Genomic DNA, 15,325 nt, shown 5'->3' on the forward strand with positions numbered 1-15,325 from the left:
TTCCCTCTTCCCTTTCGCGCTGACTCTCTCCATATTCGCGCCATGGCCAAAGCTCCGAAAAAATCTCCGACCTCGAATGGTTTCGAGGAAGCCCAGCAATCGTCCTTTGAGGGCGCTCCCCTCTCCGGCTCCGTCGCCGATTGGGTGAGGCAGTTGGAGGCCGATGCCGAAGCCTCCGGCGTCGAGAGCCAGCGCGAGATTGCCTCCAAGGCTGGCAAGCACCGCAAGAAGGTTGAGAACGAGGCGCGCAAGCATACCGAAGCCGTCAGCGTCAACAAGAAAGCGACGGCAAGCAAGACCGCACGCGGCGTCTCGATCGGTGGCTCCTCCGACCCGAAGACCCGCGCCGCCGCCGGCCTGAACCCGGTGGCGGGTCTCGATATTTCGCTCGAGGATGCCGGCAGCATCTCGCCCGGCGGCGTCACGGCCACTGTCGAGGCGCTGTCGAAGCTGATCGAGAGCGGCAATCCGCTGCACAAGAACGGCAAGATCTGGACGCCGCACCGCCCTGCCCGTCCGGACAAATCCGAAGGCGGCATCACCATCCGCATGGCTTCCGAATACAAGCCGGCCGGCGACCAGCCGACGGCGATCCGCGATCTCGTCGAAGGCCTGCAGAGCGGCGAGCGCAGCCAGGTGCTGCTCGGCGTCACCGGCTCCGGCAAGACCTTCACCATGGCCAAGGTGATCGAGGAAACGCAGCGCCCAGCCGTCATCCTGGCGCCGAACAAGACGCTGGCCGCCCAGCTCTATTCCGAATTCAAGAACTTCTTCCCCGACAATGCGGTGGAATATTTCGTTTCCTACTACGATTATTACCAGCCGGAAGCCTATGTGCCGCGCTCCGACACCTATATCGAGAAGGAAAGCTCGATCAACGAGCAGATCGACCGCATGCGCCACTCGGCGACGCGCTCGCTGCTCGAACGCGACGATTGCATCATCGTCGCCTCGGTCTCCTGCATTTACGGTATCGGCTCGGTCGAGACCTATACGGCGATGACCTTCCAGATGAATGTCGGCGACCGGCTAGACCAGCGCCAACTGCTGGCCGATCTCGTCGCCCAGCAATACAAGCGCCGCGACATGGATTTCACCCGCGGCAGTTTTCGCGTGCGCGGTGACACCATTGAGATCTTCCCCGCCCACTTGGAAGATGCGGCCTGGCGCATAAGCATGTTCGGCGACGAGATCGACGCCATCACCGAATTCGATCCGCTGACCGGACAGAAGACCGGCGACCTGAAATCGGTGAAGATCTACGCCAACTCGCATTATGTCACGCCGCGCCCGACCCTTAACGGCGCCATCAAGGCGATCAAGGAAGAGCTCAGGCTGCGCCTTGCCGAGCTGGAAAAGGCCGGCCGCCTGCTGGAGGCGCAGCGCCTGGAGCAGCGCACCCGCTACGATATCGAGATGCTGGAAGCCACCGGCTCCTGCCAGGGCATCGAGAACTATTCGCGCTACCTCACCGGCCGCGACCCCGGCGATCCGCCGCCGACGCTGTTCGAATACATTCCCGACAATGCCATCGTGTTCATCGACGAGAGCCATGTCACTGTGCCGCAGATCGGCGGCATGTATCGCGGCGACTTCCGCCGCAAGGCAACGCTGGCCGAATACGGCTTCCGCCTGCCCTCCTGCATGGACAACCGGCCGCTGCGCTTCGAGGAATGGGACGCCATGCGGCCCGACACGATCGCCGTCTCGGCGACGCCGGGCAGCTGGGAGCTGGAACAATCAGGCGGCGTCTTCGCCGAACAGGTGATCCGCCCGACCGGCCTGATCGACCCGCCGGTCGAAGTCCGCTCGGCCCGCACCCAGGTCGACGACGTGCTCGGCGAGATCCGAGAGACCGCCGCCAAGGGCTATCGTACGCTCTGCACCGTGCTGACCAAGCGCATGGCCGAGGACCTGACCGAATATCTGCATGAGCAGGGCGTGCGCGTGCGCTACATGCACTCCGATATCGACACGCTGGAACGCATCGAGATCATCCGCGATCTACGCCTCGGCGCCTTCGACGTGCTCGTCGGCATCAACCTGCTGCGTGAGGGCCTCGACATCCCCGAATGCGGCTTCGTCGCCATCCTCGACGCCGACAAGGAAGGCTTCCTGCGCTCGGAAACCTCGCTGATCCAGACCATTGGTCGTGCAGCGCGTAACGTCGACGGCAAGGTCATCCTCTATGCCGACAACGTCACCGGCTCCATGCAGCGCGCCATGGACGAGACCGCCCGCCGTCGCGAAAAGCAGATGGCCTATAACCTCGAAAACGGCATCACGCCGGAATCGGTCAAGGCCAAGATCTCCGACATCCTCGACAGCGTCTACGAACGCGACCACGTCCGCGCCGACATCTCGGGCGTCTCGGGCAAAGGCTTCGCCGACGGTGGCAACCTCGTCGGCAACAACCTGCAGGCCCACCTCAACGCCCTCGAAAAGAGCATGCGCGACGCCGCCGCCGACCTCGACTTCGAAAAAGCCGCCCGCCTCCGCGACGAAATCAAACGCCTCAAGGCCGTGGAACTCGCCGCCATGGACGATCCGATGGCAAGGGAGGAAGCCCGCAACCAGGAAGGTGGCAAGAGAAGTGGTAAAGCCAGCCGCGAATCCCTTCTCCCCAGCGGGGAGAAGGTGCCCGGCAGGGCGGATGAGGGGGCCACACCCACCTACTTCTCCAAACCCACCCTCGACGACATGGGCCCAGGCACCGACACGTCAACCCCCCTCTTCCGCAAGCCGGACCTCAACGAAATGGGCCGCCATGTCGCCACTCCCGCCGACAACAAGAGCCTCTTCCGCCGCAACACCCTCGACGAAATGACCGTCGGCCGCACGGAAAAGCCGGTGATCGGCCATGTGCCGGAAAAGCTCGACGCCGCCAAGGGCACGAAGCGCTTCTCACCACTGCTGGAAGGGCAGCCGGAACGCGACGATGGTGTCAGGCCGGTCGTGCGCGGCCGGGTTGGAGCCGGCAGTTATGAGGAGCCGGGCGAGCAGAAGCGCAAGGGACGGACGAAGGGCAAGACCGGACGGCCGGGACGCTAGCGCATTCCGCTCTTTTGGTGCAGTAACACCTAGCGATGTTTTAAGCACAAAGGAGGGCGCCGATGTCCGAAACTTCCCGCGCTATGTCCCCGCAGATCCTTATTGGCAGCCCTCCCCCGACGTCGCAGACAGTGCGGTCTCCCTGCTAAAAGCCATCGCCACCAAAGCGGACGAAGTGACTGCAAGCTTCGAAGATGAGGTCAGATTCTACGATCCCGGCGAGAACTGGTCCGGCGTGGAATGCAGCGCCTGCGGCGCGGACGCCGAGGAATGGTGGGGAGACGCCATGGATACCGCTTCTGCCGATGGCTTCAAAGACCTGAACACCGAAGCCCCCTGCTGCGGCGGCACCGTCTCACTGAACGACCTGCGTCACATCTGGCCCGCCGCGTTCGGCCGCTTTGCGCTTGATGCGCGAAATCCGAATATTACCGATACGACTGAGGAGCAGGATCGGGAGATGGCCGGGTGTGTTGGCATGCCGCTTCGGAAGATATGGGTACGCGTTTAGGTTCTCGCCGGGCGCTTGCCAATAGTCGCTTTCGCGATTTGCCTAACGCCGAGAATTAAGGCTTCCCTCTTTGCAGGTCGGCCGTGCGCCTTGATGTCGAGATAGGTGCAGAGGAATTCCGCCACCTCGTCTGCGATCGCATCGATGACATCAGGCTTTCGGCGCTTGCCGATCTCATAGCCGCCGAAGTCCCGGATCCGGCGCTGCGTCTGCTGCGAACAGCATTGTTGCGAACGATCGTAACAGCGTTCCGGCATCGTCTGGTATGCTTGTCCTCTCCTCGTGAGGATGTCTTGCCGCATGGTTTCGTGAATGGCTCCCGCCTGAGCCGGTGAATGGGGCCTGTTATATCAGGCTCGCGCACGACGTCCCTGACGATGATGGGTAATCCAGCGACGGCGCGCCATTCCATCGGGGAAAGCGATATCCGAGCCCGTGAATATCCCCGCCCCTGACAGCAAATGGGAAATTGCTGATCAGCTCTTCAAGCGAGGTCTTGACGAATATGCGTCCGCACATGGACCTTCTCCGCAGCCGAGTGATTAGATCTTCTTATTATGTTCCGGAACAGGATCCGGTCAACAAAGCGTCAGCTGTGCGCTGCTGGGATACGCTTCCCGTCCGGGACCGATGTGGCAGATCGGTTGCGAAGCGGGCGAAATTGTCGGAAAACACTCCCGGCAACTGATGAGCGAACGGGAGCAGCCATGCCAGAACTGCGCATCGACCCATTTCCCTCGCCCGCCGAACTCACCAGCCTTTGGTCCGCAGCGTGGAACACGCCGGAAGCACCTGACTTCTCCCGCATCCTGCCTCGCAGCCTCGCACACATTGGCGCCTATCACGCCAACAGGCTCGTCGGCTTCGTCAATGTCGCCTGGGATGGCGGCATTCATGCCTTCCTCCTCGATACCTCGGTCCATCCCGATATGCGGCGGCAGGGCATCGCGACGCGCATGGTCAGGCAGGCTACGGGCATCGCCCGCGAGCGCGGCGCTGAATGGCTGCATGTCGATTTCGAGCCGCATCTCGCCGGCTTCTACCGCGCCTGCGGATTTACCCCGACCGCGGCGGGCCTCATCAAGCTCGCATGAGAGGTCTCACTGGAAGCCGTCCTCTTATGGCAGGCGCCAAGCCCGTCATTAGACGGAAAAGCGACACCGACGACGCGCAGTTCGAGTGCGCCCCAGGGGAATACAATTTTCCCGCTTATACGCGAGCTTATCTCCGCACAGGACGCTTGTGAATTAAAAGACTAAAATACGAGTTTTGGTTTGCAAATTCAAAATCCTTCCGCAGAATTTCAGCTTTACCTTTTCGTTAAAAATCAAAGAAAAAATCACAATTTTTCATTGAAAACTTCACTTTCGGTTGGCATAGATCCCCGAGAGGTTGTCGTCCGGTGAACCAGTAAACGGTTCTTTCGGGGATTTTCTCGTTTTTCAGAGTAAAACCCATCTTTTGGAGAAGACTAAAATATGGCCTTGAATATTCTGGATACAAACGGCGCTACAATCACCAACACAGGCGCTGAATTCGAAGCCTACGACGTTATTCGCTACTCTGAAGCCACTCCTTCCGTACCTGTCTCTCTCATCGTCTCCGATTCCTCGGCTGCAGATCTGGCCGACGAGCTGGGCTCGGTATCGGCGAACGTGACCGGCTCGAGCGGCGACAACACGATTACGACGGGTGCCGGCAACGACACCATCTCAGGCGGCGACGGCGCAGACACGCTGACCGGCGGCGCTGGCGACGACACGATCTATGGCAACGCCGGCAACGACATACTGATCGGCGGCGACGGCAATGATCGGATCAGCGATGGCGGTTTTGGCTTTGTGCTCGGACCTGACGGCGGCCTGCAGCCAGAAATCATCGACATTGACGGCGGCGCCGGCGACGATCTGATAACCATTGAGCGATTCGCTCCACTAATATCGGGAACGATTGATGGCGGTGCCGGGATCGACATCTTGCGAGCCTCGGCGCTCCGCGGCCTGACGATCGAGAACGTCGAAGTGCTTGAACTGGCCGATTTCCAGGTAAGCGGCTCGAGCGCGCAGTTCGAGAGCTTTGATAGGATTGTCAGGTCGACCGACCCCTTCTTCAGTTATGACCCCTCGCTAGTGGTGACGGACAGCGCCCATCTCGATCTTTCCGACGAATTAGGAGATCTCGGAAGTCGTGTCCACGGCTTCTCCGGTATCGACGTCAAGACCGGCGACGGCAACGATGAGTTCACGGGCAGCGACGTCAACGACATTTTCGACGGCAGCGGCGGCAGCGACGTCATCAGTGGTCATGACGGCGACGATAAACTGACCGGCGGCGGCGGCAACGACACTATCGATGGCGGCTCGGGCATCGACACGGCTGTTTTCGCCGGCAATTTCGTCGATTATTCCTTCACGGTCGACAATGGCAGCCGCGTCGTGACGAGCGCGCTGGAAGGCACGGATACACTGATAGACGTTGAATTCGCGCGCTTTGCCGATGGCGTCTACGACTTCGCGACGGAAAGCTTCACGGTCAACAGCACCGAGCCGGGAACCCCGCTCAATATCCTGGACACCAACGGCGCCACGATTACCAAGACCGGGGCGGAGTTCGAAGCCTACGATCTCATCCGCGACTCCGAAATCAATCCTCTCGTTGCAGCTCACCTGGTCATCTCGGATTCCGGGACGGTAGACCTTTCGGACGAACTGGGCTCGGGCTCGGCAGATGTCACGGGCTCAGGCGGGGACAATGTGATCACGACAGGCGCAGGCAACGACACCATCGCAGGCGGCGACGGTTCAGACACACTGAACGGCGGCGCCGGAAACGATTGGATCAATGGCGGAGTTGGCAATGACACGCTGAATGGCGGTGACGGCAATGACCACATCTCCGGGGACATCGGAAATGATGTCATCAGGGGCGGCGCGGGCAACGATACGATCGACGATGGTGAGATTTTCGGCCCGAACCCTGAGGTCGTTGAGATCGATGCGGGAGACGGCGACGATTCCATAGCTGTAGAGACATTCGCTTCAATGAATTTCGGAACGATCGATGGCGGCGCCGGAATCGATACGCTACGAGCCAGCTCGCTTCTGGGCCTGACGATTAAAAACGTCGAAGTCCTGGAAACGGCAGGATATACCGTTTCCGGTTCGAGCGCGCAGTTCGAAAGCTTCGACAAAATCGTCTGGTCAACCGATCCGTTCGGCGATTTTCGCGCCTCGGTGGCCGTGACGGACAGCGCTCATCTCGATCTCTCCGACGAACTGGGAGATCTCGGATCTTTCGTCGCCGGCCACGCCTCCGGCATTGACGTCAAGACCGGTAGCGGCGACGACGAGTTTACCGGCACCGACGGCAACGACATTTTTGACGGCAGCGGCGGCAACGATATCCTCAACGGCAATGCCGGCAACGACAAATTGACGGGCGGCGCCGGCAACGACACCATCGATGGCGGCGCCGGTATCGACACCGCGCTCTTCTCAGGCAATTTCGCCAATTATTCCTTCGCGGTGAACAATGGCGATCACATTCTGACGAGCGCCGCCGAAGGCACGGATACGCTGACAGAGGTCGAATTCGCCCGCTTTGCCGATGGCATCTACGATTTCGCCACGCAAACTTTCACGAGCACCAATAACGCGCCAACCAACGTCCAGCTCTCGAAAACCGCCCTCTCCGAGGACACACCGATCTGGACAACGGTCGGTCTGCTCAGCGCCAAGGATGCCGACGGCGACGCCCTCACCTACACGCTGCTCGACGGTGCTGGTGATCACTTCCGGCTGAAGGGCAACCGCATCGTCACCTCGAAGGCGCTAGATTACGAGACGGCCAAGTCGCACACGATCAAGGTCGCCGTTTCCGACGGCAAGGTCACGGTCGAAAAAGACATCACGATCAACGTGCTCGATGTCGATGAGGCACCGGTCAACCAGGCGCCGATCAAGCTCTCCTTCTCGCGCAGCTCAATCTCCGAGAACGTCGCGATCGGCACCTCGGTCGGCCTTCTCTCCGCCGTCGATCCGGAAGGCGGCACGGTGAAGTGGCGGCTGACGGATGATGCCGACGGCATCTTCAAGCTCGTCGGCAACAAGATCCAGACGAAGGCTGCGATCGACTTCGAAAGCACCCACAGCCTTACCTTCACCGCCGAAGCCTATGACGCGGCCGGCAACATCACCAGCCACGACTTCACCCTCGCCGTGAAGGACATTTTTGAGCCGTTGGTTTCAGCCCCGTTGCATGAAGCGCTGATCTAGCCGCAACGCCATTGCCGCCGACGCAGAGATGCGTCGGCAAAATCCATCCTTTTGAAAGTTTCAATATGGCCTTGAATATTCTGAACACAAACGGCGCCACAGTTACCAAGACCGGAGCCGAGTTCGAAGCGTACGACGTCATCCGCTATTCCGCCGCTAATCCTCACGCCAAGGTCAGCCTAGTCGTCTCGGGTTCCGGTGCGGCAGATCTAGCCGATGAGCTCGGGTCGGTTTCGGCAGAGGTCACGGGCTCGAACAGTGACAATGCGATCACAACAGGCGCAGGCAACGACATCATTCGGGGTTATTCCGGAAATGACCAGTTGAATGGCGGCGACGGCGACGACCAGATCAGCGGCGGCGCCGGAAATGACGTCCTCAGGGGCGGTGCGGGCAACGACACGATCGGTGATGGCGATGCTGGTGTTGCCGCTGGCGTGGTCTACGATATCGATGCGGGCGACGGCGACGATACCGTGGTTGTAGGGAACGATTTCTACGGCTTCGCGAATTCCGGGATAATCGACGGCGGTGCCGGCATTGACAAACTGCACGCCTCAGATCTAACCGGCATAACGATCCAGAACTTCGAAATCCTTGAATCGCAAATAGACATTATCGCCACTGCAGCGCAGTTCGAAAGCTTCGACAAGATCACTTACTCCGAGATGCCGGGCGGCGAAAACCTTGCCGTCACACTGAAATTGGCAGACGACGATCATGCCGACCTTTCAGACGAGTTGGGAAGCCGCTCGGCCTACATCAGCGGCATCGGCTCCAGTATCGACGTCAAGACCGCCGGCGGTAACGACGTGTTGATCGGAACTGACGGCAACGACATTCTTGACAGTGGCACCGGTGAGGATGGGATCAATGCGGGAGCGGGCAACGACATCATCAAAAGCGGCGCAGGCAATGACACCATCATAGATGGCGAGTCTTACGGCTACGGCGAAGTCTTCGATATAGACGCCGGCAGCGGCAACGATATCGTGACCCTGACCGTATATGGATCCGGCATCGCGTTCTCGGGAACAATCGACGGCGGCGCCGACACCGATAGCCTGAATGCCGGCAGTCTTGTCGGTCTCACCGTGAAGAACTTCGAAATCCTGGAAACGTTCGAAGGCAACCTTCTTAGTGGTGGCGTGCTTGGTTCGGCCGCGCAGTTCGACAGTTTCGAACAAATCATCCTCTCCCGCGGATCGGTTTTCGAGGACATGATTATCTCCCTGAGGTTGGCGGACAGCGCCCATGCCGATCTCTCCGACGAGTTGGCAACCCGCTCGGTCTCCATCAGCGGCACCGCCTTCGGCATCGACGTCAAGACCGGCGGCGGCGATGACGTCTTCACAGGGACAGGTGGCAACGACACTTTCGACGGCAGCGCCGGCACCGACACGGCAATCTTCTACGGCAATTTCGCCAATTATTCCTTCGCGCCCGACAATGGCGCCCACATCCTAACCAGCGAGCAGGAGGGGACGGATACGCTGCGTGACATTGAATTCGCCCGTTTTGCCGATGGTCTCTACGATTTCGCCACGGAAACTTTCACACGCAACAACAGCGCGCCGACCAATATCCAGCTGTCGAAAACCGCCCTCTCCGAGGATACTCCGATTTGGACCACCGTTGGTCTGCTCAGCGCCAAGGACGCCGACGGCGACACCCTCACCTATACGCTGCTCGACGGCGCTGGCGATCACTTCCGGCTGAAGGGCAACCGCATCATCACCTCCAAGGCGCTCGACTACGAGACGGATCAGTCGCACACGATCAGGGTCGCGGTCTCCGATGGCACGGTGACCGTCGAAAAGGACATCACCATCAACGTGCTCGACGTCAACGAGGCACCGGTCAACCAGGCCCCGATCAAGCTCTCCTTCTCGCGCAGCTCGATCTCCGAGAATGTCGCGATCGGCACCTCGGTCGGCCTTCTCTCCGCCGTCGATCCGGAAGGCGGCACGGTGAAGTGGCGGCTGACGGATGATGCCGACGGCATCTTCAAGCTCGTCGGCAACAAGATCCAGACGAAGGCTGCGATCGACTACGAAAGCACCCACAGCCTGACCTTCACGGCCGAGGCTTATGACGCAGCCGGCAACATCACCAGCCACGACTTCACCCTCGCCGTGAAGGACATTTTTGAGCCGTCGAGCCTGCTGCACGATGCTTTGATCTAATCACGACAGGATTTCTGCCAGACGCCGATATGCGTCATGATCGGCTTTCAACGCCGGTGGGGCTCGCAGTCTTGCGGGCCTCACAGCGGCAATCTAAGGCATTTGCCTGCCGCCACCAGCAGGAGATGCAGAGGGGGCGGCCACGTCGAGACACCTCCGAAAATGCCGCTCCACCTCGACGCGCGTTTCGGCTATGATTCTCTGCTCATCCGAGGAACGTCCGCATGCGTCTGCCCGCTTTCATTCTCGCCCTCGCCGTCTCGGCGTTCGCGGCCGTGCCCGCCGCGGCGGAGACCTACAAGACGCCGAAGGCGCTGCTCAAGGCGCTTTACAGCTACGACACCGACAGGAGCGACGCCGAAGCGCCCTCGCCCTATTCGATCTTCTTTTCCGACCATCTTAACAAGCTTCTCCAGGCCGATCTCGACAATACGCCGGAGGGTGATGTCGGCGCGGTCGATTTCGACCCCGTCATTGCGGGCCAGGACGGCGAGGCGAGCAACGTCAGGATCGGCCAGCCGATCCTGCTGGATGACAGGGCCGAAGTGGAGGTGGAGTTCGAAAACGGCAAAGAGGTGACACTCTTCTACACCTTGGTCCGCGAGCACGGCGGCTGGAAGGTCGACGACATCGCCGATCAGCAGGGCGATAATCCCTGGAGCCTGAGTGCACTGCTGGGGGATGCGCAGTAAAGCCGCAGGCGCCAAAAGAGAGCCCTCCTGGTGAGGAGGCCCAAGGGGCCGTCTCGAACCACGAGGGCGGGAGCGCAACTCCTTACCTGCATTCCACAAAGCCCCTATGCAGAATCAAGGCAATGGGGCCGGTGAGCCGCCCCCCGTCCTTCGAGACTTCGTCCCGCGGGCTCCGCACCTTAGGGAGAGTGCGGAGCAAAGACGGGACCGGCAACACCAGAGGCAGGCTCTGCGATTCTCTTCACGATGAGGGCTGATCAATGTGGCCTGCCGCTTCGACCGCCGCTCCGCAAAATCCATGCGCGGCCACGTGCCCCTCATCCCGTTTCGGCACGGAATCCCTATATGGCACGTCGGCGCAAGGATCCGCTAACTTTTTGTCAAGTACCTGAATCTTCGGCATTTCCGGTCATTATCAAGGTCATGCCACAATATTGACGCTTGCATTTTGACCGAAATGATGGCACCAATCCACCTACTCGGGCATTTGCATGCCGGTGACTGGACTGATGTGGTATCTCTTCCGTTCCGGAAGGGGCGCGGGAATACCCGCCTGCGTAGACGTTCTTTCCCCGTACGTGACTTCTCCGACTGACCCTTCGTACCCAACCCCAATCGGGACGAAAGCTAAAGCCGTCCGCTTCCTCTCGGGGGCGCGGATAAACACAGACTAAGGGAAAAGGACTATCCCAATGGCCACCAAAGGCACCGTAAAATTCTTCAACCAGGACAAGGGTTTTGGTTTCATCACGCCGGACGGCGGCGCAAAGGACGTTTTCGTCCACATCTCCGCGCTGCAGGCTTCTGGCATCCAGTCGCTGCGCGAAGGCCAGCAGGTTACCTTCGACACCGAGCCGGACCGCATGGGCAAGGGCCCGAAGGCTGTCAACATCTCGGCTTCGTAAGCTAGATTATCGCTTCGGCGGCAGGAACGGCGCTCTGAAAGGGGCGCCGTTTTTGTTTGCCACGCTTGGATTTGTCCATCGCAAGGCCAGGTGTTATATGCGCCTTTAATGATGATCTCGCCGGAGCGGCGATGCAGGGCGCCAACATTGAGGCGCCGCGGCTACAAGGAACAATGGACCGTCGATGACTGAGAAGAGGCCGATATTTGCGGTCGCCCCGATGATCGACTGGACGGATCGGCATTGCCGTTATTTCCACCGCCAGATCAGCCGGGAGGCGCTGCTCTATACCGAGATGGTGGTGGCCGACGCCATCATCCATGGCCCGCGCGAGCGGTTGCTCGGCCATGACCCGGCGGAACATCCGTTGGCGCTGCAGCTTGGCGGATCGGATCCGGCCAAACTTGCGGAGGCGGTGAAAATCGCCGAACCCTATGGCTATGACGAGATCAACCTCAATGTCGGCTGCCCCTCCGACCGCGTGCAATCGGGCACCTTCGGCGCCTGCCTGATGCTGACGCCGGAGACGGTGGCCGAATGCGTCGCGGCGATGAAGGCGATCGCGACCGCGCCCGTGACGGTGAAATGCCGGATCGGCGTCGACGAGCAGGAGCCGGAAGAGGCGCTGCCGGAACTCATCACCCGCGTTCTCGATGCAGGCGCCGACGCGATCTGGATCCATGCTCGCAAGGCCTGGCTGAAGGGCTTGAGCCCGAAGGAGAATCGCGAGATCCCGCCGCTCGACTACGAAATCGTCTACCGGATAAAACAGCGCTGGCCCGATGTGTTCATCGGCATCAACGGCGGCATCCGCACACTCGACGAGGCCGCCCAGCACCTCGCCCATGTCGACGGCGTCATGCTCGGCCGGGCCGCCTACCAGAACGCGGCGATCCTCGCTGACGTCGACCGGCGCTTCTTCGGCGCGCCGGCGGTCGAGCCTGACTGGCAGGCGCTGTGCGACCGGATGATGGCCTATGCCGAGCGTCATATCGCCGCCGGCGGCCGGCTGCAGCACGTGGCCCGCCACATGGTCGGCCTGTTCACCGGCCTTCCCGGGGCGCGGCGCTACCGTCAGATCCTCTCCACCGACGCGGCAAAAAACGGTGCCGGGCCGGAGGTACTGGCGGCGGCCTTCGCGGCAGTGGATTTTTCCGGGACGGAGCCGGAGGTGGTCAGCGCCTGACGTAGCATTATACCTTTGTCGCAGCGGCCTCCTTGGGTGGTTGCGCGGCCCCTAGGCGCTCGCATCAGCGCCATCTCCATAGGCAGCCCCGACAGGCTGGTCTGCGGGCGTGGAGATAGCTGCAATGCCGATCCGTGCGCTCACCGTGCTATGAAACTAGCCAATGGTTATGACCGCGCCATCGGCAGCAATATCTTCTTCTCGATCCGGCCGGACATCGAAAACACCAGGATTTCCGTCTCCTTGCCGATCCTGCTGCCATCCATCAGTCTGACGATATCGTCGACGCCGCCGACCGGGTTGCCGTCGATGGCGAGAATGTAATCGCCCTCCTGCAGCCCGCCTTTTGCAGCCGGCCCCTCCGGTTCGACCCTGCGGACCCGGACGGATGTCGTTTGAACCGTACCCGCCGCGAGCGCAACCCGGCGCGGCAACACGATCGTGTCGCCTGCTATACCGATGAAGGCGCGCCTGACTTGGCCATAGCGGAGAAGCTCCGACACCACGAAGTTGGCGGTGTTCGATGCCACGGCAAAGGCGATGCTCTGTGCGCCCTGGATGACGGCGGTATTAACGCCGATAACCTCGCCACCGGAAGACACCAGCGGCCCGCCGGAATTGCCGGGATTGAGCGCGGCATCGGTCTGGATGACATCCTCCATCAGCCGGCCGCTGGCCGCCCGCATCGATCGGCCGAGCGCCGAGACGATTCCGGCAGTGACGGTCCATTCGAAGCCCAGCGGATTGCCGATCGCGATCGCGATATGGCCCCTGCGCAGCCGCTGGGAATCGCCGAGCCTCGCCCAGGCCCCGGTGCTGGCATTGGCGCGAATGAGAGCGATATCGGTATCGACATCCCGGCCGAGCACCCGGCCTTCGGTGACGAATCCGTCAGGCGTCGTGATGCGAACCACCTTGGCGTCGTCGACGACATGGCTGTTGGTAATGATCAGGCCGTCGGGCGAGACGGCAAAGCCCGACCCGTGTCCCTGCCGGCCACCCGCCCGCTCGATCCGGCTGACCGCCGGCCCGACCGTGTCGACTGCCGCTGCGATCGATTGCGAATAGGCATCGATCAGCGCCCCGTCATTCTGGGGCACTATATCCTTATCCATGTAACCCATGTTCTGATCCTCAGGCGGCAGACGGCCGTCCCGCCGCCGGCAAAGCAATCGCAGTTGCGATCGTCGCTATGGCGTTGTTGTGAGGATTAGATGGTTGGGCGTCGATCCCCGTTCAAGTGAGCGCCAGCGCGCTGCATCCGCAACAACATAACCGAAGGCGAAACACACCTACCCGAACGTATAGATTGCAAGAACCGGAATAAAGTGGCTCATTGCGGACATTGCCCGTTAGCTCGGCCGCCTCGCGGTGCTGCCGAGCTAACGTCAAAGGAAGTCGCGGCGCGAAGCAGTCGGGCAAGGACCGCCCTATTGCGTCGCCGTCGCCGGTTAACAGGGCACTGAGCGTCCTGACAACTGATCATGCAAACTTCTGTCATATCAATAAAGTAGAACGAGGCATTCAATAACTACTTCCATCCCCGGCGCGACTTTCTTATCCCGTCATTGGCGTCACGGCGCTCGTGGCGCTGCCAATCCCGCCTGCAGCAGCCTTTTTAGTCAGTCCAATTTATAAGGAGCCATGAGATGAATACAGTCACAACCAAGGACGGCGTTGAGATTTTCTATAAGGATTGGGGGCCGAAGAGCGCCCAGCCGATCATGTTCCATCACGGCTGGCCGCTGTGCTCCGACGACTGGGACGCCCAGATGCTGTTCTTCCTCGACAAGGGTTATCGCGTCGTCGCCCATGATCGGCGTGGCCACGGCCGCTCCACCCAGGTGGCCGACGGCCACGACATGGACCATTACGCTGCCGATGCCGCAGCCGTCGTCGAGCATCTCGATCTCAGGAATACCGTCCATGTCGGCCATTCCACCGGCGGCGGCGAAGCGACCCACTATGTCGCCCGCCACGGTCAGCCGCAGGGCCGGGTCACCAAGCTCGTCATTATCGGCGCCGTACCGCCGATCATGGTGAAAACCGAAGCCAATCCGGGCGGTTTGCCGATCGAAGTCTTCGACGACCTGCGCAGGCAGCTCGCTGCCAACCGCGCTCAATTCTATCATGACCTTCCCGCCGGCCCGTTCTACAGCTTCAACCGACCGGGTGCGAAAGTGTCGGAACCGGTCATCAACAATTGGTGGCGCCAGGGCATGATCGGCGGCGCCAAGGCGCATTACGACGGTATCAAGGCCTTCTCGGAAACCGACTTCACCGAAGACCTGAAGATCATCACCGTGCCGAGCCTCGTCATGCATGGCGACGACGACCAGATCGTGCCAATCGCCCACTCCGCGCTGCTTTCATCCAAGCTCCTGCAGAATGCGACGCTCAAGGTCTATGAGAAATTTCCGCACGGTATGTGCACGACCCATGCCGATATCATAAATCCCGACATCCTCGCCTTTATCAAAGGCTGATCCGACGTATCGCCGGGCGCTGATGATGCGCCCG

Annotated in this window: 11 protein-coding genes and 1 pseudogene; 9 read left to right on the forward strand and 3 right to left on the reverse strand. The window is 60.8% G+C overall.

Annotated features, from left to right (window positions below):
- Positions 1-42 precede the first annotated feature (42 nt).
- Both uvrB and NXC14_RS13315 read left to right on the forward strand, forming a co-directional pair.
- Positions 43-3,051, forward strand: coding sequence for an excinuclease ABC subunit UvrB (uvrB, locus tag NXC14_RS13310; protein WP_085778539.1), 3,009 nt, complete (start codon positions 43-45; stop codon positions 3,049-3,051).
- Between the two features lie 286 nt (positions 3,052-3,337).
- Entirely contained in the window at positions 3,338-3,562 is a 225-nt protein-coding gene (locus NXC14_RS13315) for a hypothetical protein (RefSeq protein ID WP_245362097.1), read from the forward strand.
- Here NXC14_RS13315 and NXC14_RS32980 read toward each other — a convergent pair.
- Positions 3,559-3,819 (reverse strand): hypothetical protein, encoded by a 261-nt coding sequence (locus tag NXC14_RS32980; RefSeq protein WP_198175448.1) that lies wholly within the window; start codon positions 3,817-3,819, stop codon positions 3,559-3,561. The two genes, NXC14_RS13315 and NXC14_RS32980, sit on opposite strands and share 4 nt — an antisense overlap.
- Positions 3,820-3,896: 77 nt before the next feature.
- A pseudogene (locus tag NXC14_RS33380) lies at positions 3,897-4,081 on the reverse strand (SOS response-associated peptidase); the annotation flags it as partial.
- Between the two features lie 188 nt (positions 4,082-4,269).
- Between NXC14_RS33380 and NXC14_RS13325 the strand changes: the two are divergent.
- From NXC14_RS13325 to dusA, 6 genes are all read left to right on the forward strand, one after another.
- Positions 4,270-4,656: a GNAT family N-acetyltransferase gene (locus NXC14_RS13325; protein ID WP_085778541.1), complete on the forward strand. Its 387-nt coding sequence runs from the start codon at positions 4,270-4,272 to the stop codon at positions 4,654-4,656.
- 384 nt (positions 4,657-5,040) lie between these two features.
- Positions 5,041-7,836 carry a metal-binding protein gene (locus tag NXC14_RS13330; protein ID WP_085778542.1) on the forward strand — a complete coding sequence of 932 codons (2,796 nt, stop codon included), beginning with the start codon at positions 5,041-5,043 and terminating at the stop codon, positions 7,834-7,836.
- Positions 7,837-7,901: 65 nt separating this feature from the next.
- On the forward strand, positions 7,902-10,022 hold the full coding sequence (locus NXC14_RS13335) for a calcium-binding protein (RefSeq protein WP_085780103.1): 2,121 nt from the start codon (positions 7,902-7,904) through the stop codon (positions 10,020-10,022).
- Positions 10,023-10,246: 224 nt separating this feature from the next.
- A complete protein-coding gene (locus NXC14_RS13340; RefSeq protein ID WP_085778543.1) occupies positions 10,247-10,714 on the forward strand; it encodes a DUF3828 domain-containing protein in 468 nt (155 codons plus the stop codon).
- Positions 10,715-11,406: 692 nt separating this feature from the next.
- Positions 11,407-11,619 (forward strand): cold-shock protein, encoded by a 213-nt coding sequence (locus tag NXC14_RS13345; protein WP_003540801.1) that lies wholly within the window; start codon positions 11,407-11,409, stop codon positions 11,617-11,619.
- Between the two features lie 184 nt (positions 11,620-11,803).
- Positions 11,804-12,805 (forward strand): tRNA dihydrouridine(20/20a) synthase DusA, encoded by a 1,002-nt coding sequence (gene dusA, locus NXC14_RS13350; RefSeq protein WP_085778544.1) that lies wholly within the window; start codon positions 11,804-11,806, stop codon positions 12,803-12,805.
- A gap of 167 nt (positions 12,806-12,972) precedes the next feature.
- Here the strand turns inward: dusA and NXC14_RS13355 are convergent, their stop codons facing one another.
- Positions 12,973-13,929, reverse strand: a complete 957-nt coding sequence (locus NXC14_RS13355; RefSeq protein ID WP_085778545.1) for a trypsin-like peptidase domain-containing protein — start codon at positions 13,927-13,929, stop codon at positions 12,973-12,975.
- A 525-nt stretch (positions 13,930-14,454) separates the two neighbouring features.
- Here NXC14_RS13355 and NXC14_RS13360 point away from each other — a divergent pair.
- Positions 14,455-15,291, forward strand: coding sequence for an alpha/beta hydrolase (locus NXC14_RS13360; protein ID WP_085778546.1), 837 nt, complete (start codon positions 14,455-14,457; stop codon positions 15,289-15,291).
- Positions 15,292-15,325 lie beyond the last annotated feature (34 nt).

The sequence above is a fragment of the Rhizobium sp. NXC14 genome (genome assembly GCF_002117485.1).
In the GTDB taxonomy this organism is placed as follows: domain Bacteria; phylum Pseudomonadota; class Alphaproteobacteria; order Rhizobiales; family Rhizobiaceae; genus Rhizobium.

Coding starts and splice junctions, on each gene's coding strand:
- uvrB (WP_085778539.1), top strand. CDS start 43: ATGGCCAAAGCTCCGAAAAAATCTCCGACCTCGAATGGTTTCGAGGAA.
- NXC14_RS13315 (WP_245362097.1), top strand. CDS start 3,338: ATGGATACCGCTTCTGCCGATGGCTTCAAAGACCTGAACACCGAAGCC.
- NXC14_RS32980 (WP_198175448.1), bottom strand. CDS start 3,819: ATGCCGGAACGCTGTTACGATCGTTCGCAACAATGCTGTTCGCAGCAG.
- NXC14_RS13325 (WP_085778541.1), top strand. CDS start 4,270: ATGCCAGAACTGCGCATCGACCCATTTCCCTCGCCCGCCGAACTCACC.
- NXC14_RS13330 (WP_085778542.1), top strand. CDS start 5,041: ATGGCCTTGAATATTCTGGATACAAACGGCGCTACAATCACCAACACA.
- NXC14_RS13335 (WP_085780103.1), top strand. CDS start 7,902: ATGGCCTTGAATATTCTGAACACAAACGGCGCCACAGTTACCAAGACC.
- NXC14_RS13340 (WP_085778543.1), top strand. CDS start 10,247: ATGCGTCTGCCCGCTTTCATTCTCGCCCTCGCCGTCTCGGCGTTCGCG.
- NXC14_RS13345 (WP_003540801.1), top strand. CDS start 11,407: ATGGCCACCAAAGGCACCGTAAAATTCTTCAACCAGGACAAGGGTTTT.
- dusA (WP_085778544.1), top strand. CDS start 11,804: ATGACTGAGAAGAGGCCGATATTTGCGGTCGCCCCGATGATCGACTGG.
- NXC14_RS13355 (WP_085778545.1), bottom strand. CDS start 13,929: ATGGGTTACATGGATAAGGATATAGTGCCCCAGAATGACGGGGCGCTG.
- NXC14_RS13360 (WP_085778546.1), top strand. CDS start 14,455: ATGAATACAGTCACAACCAAGGACGGCGTTGAGATTTTCTATAAGGAT.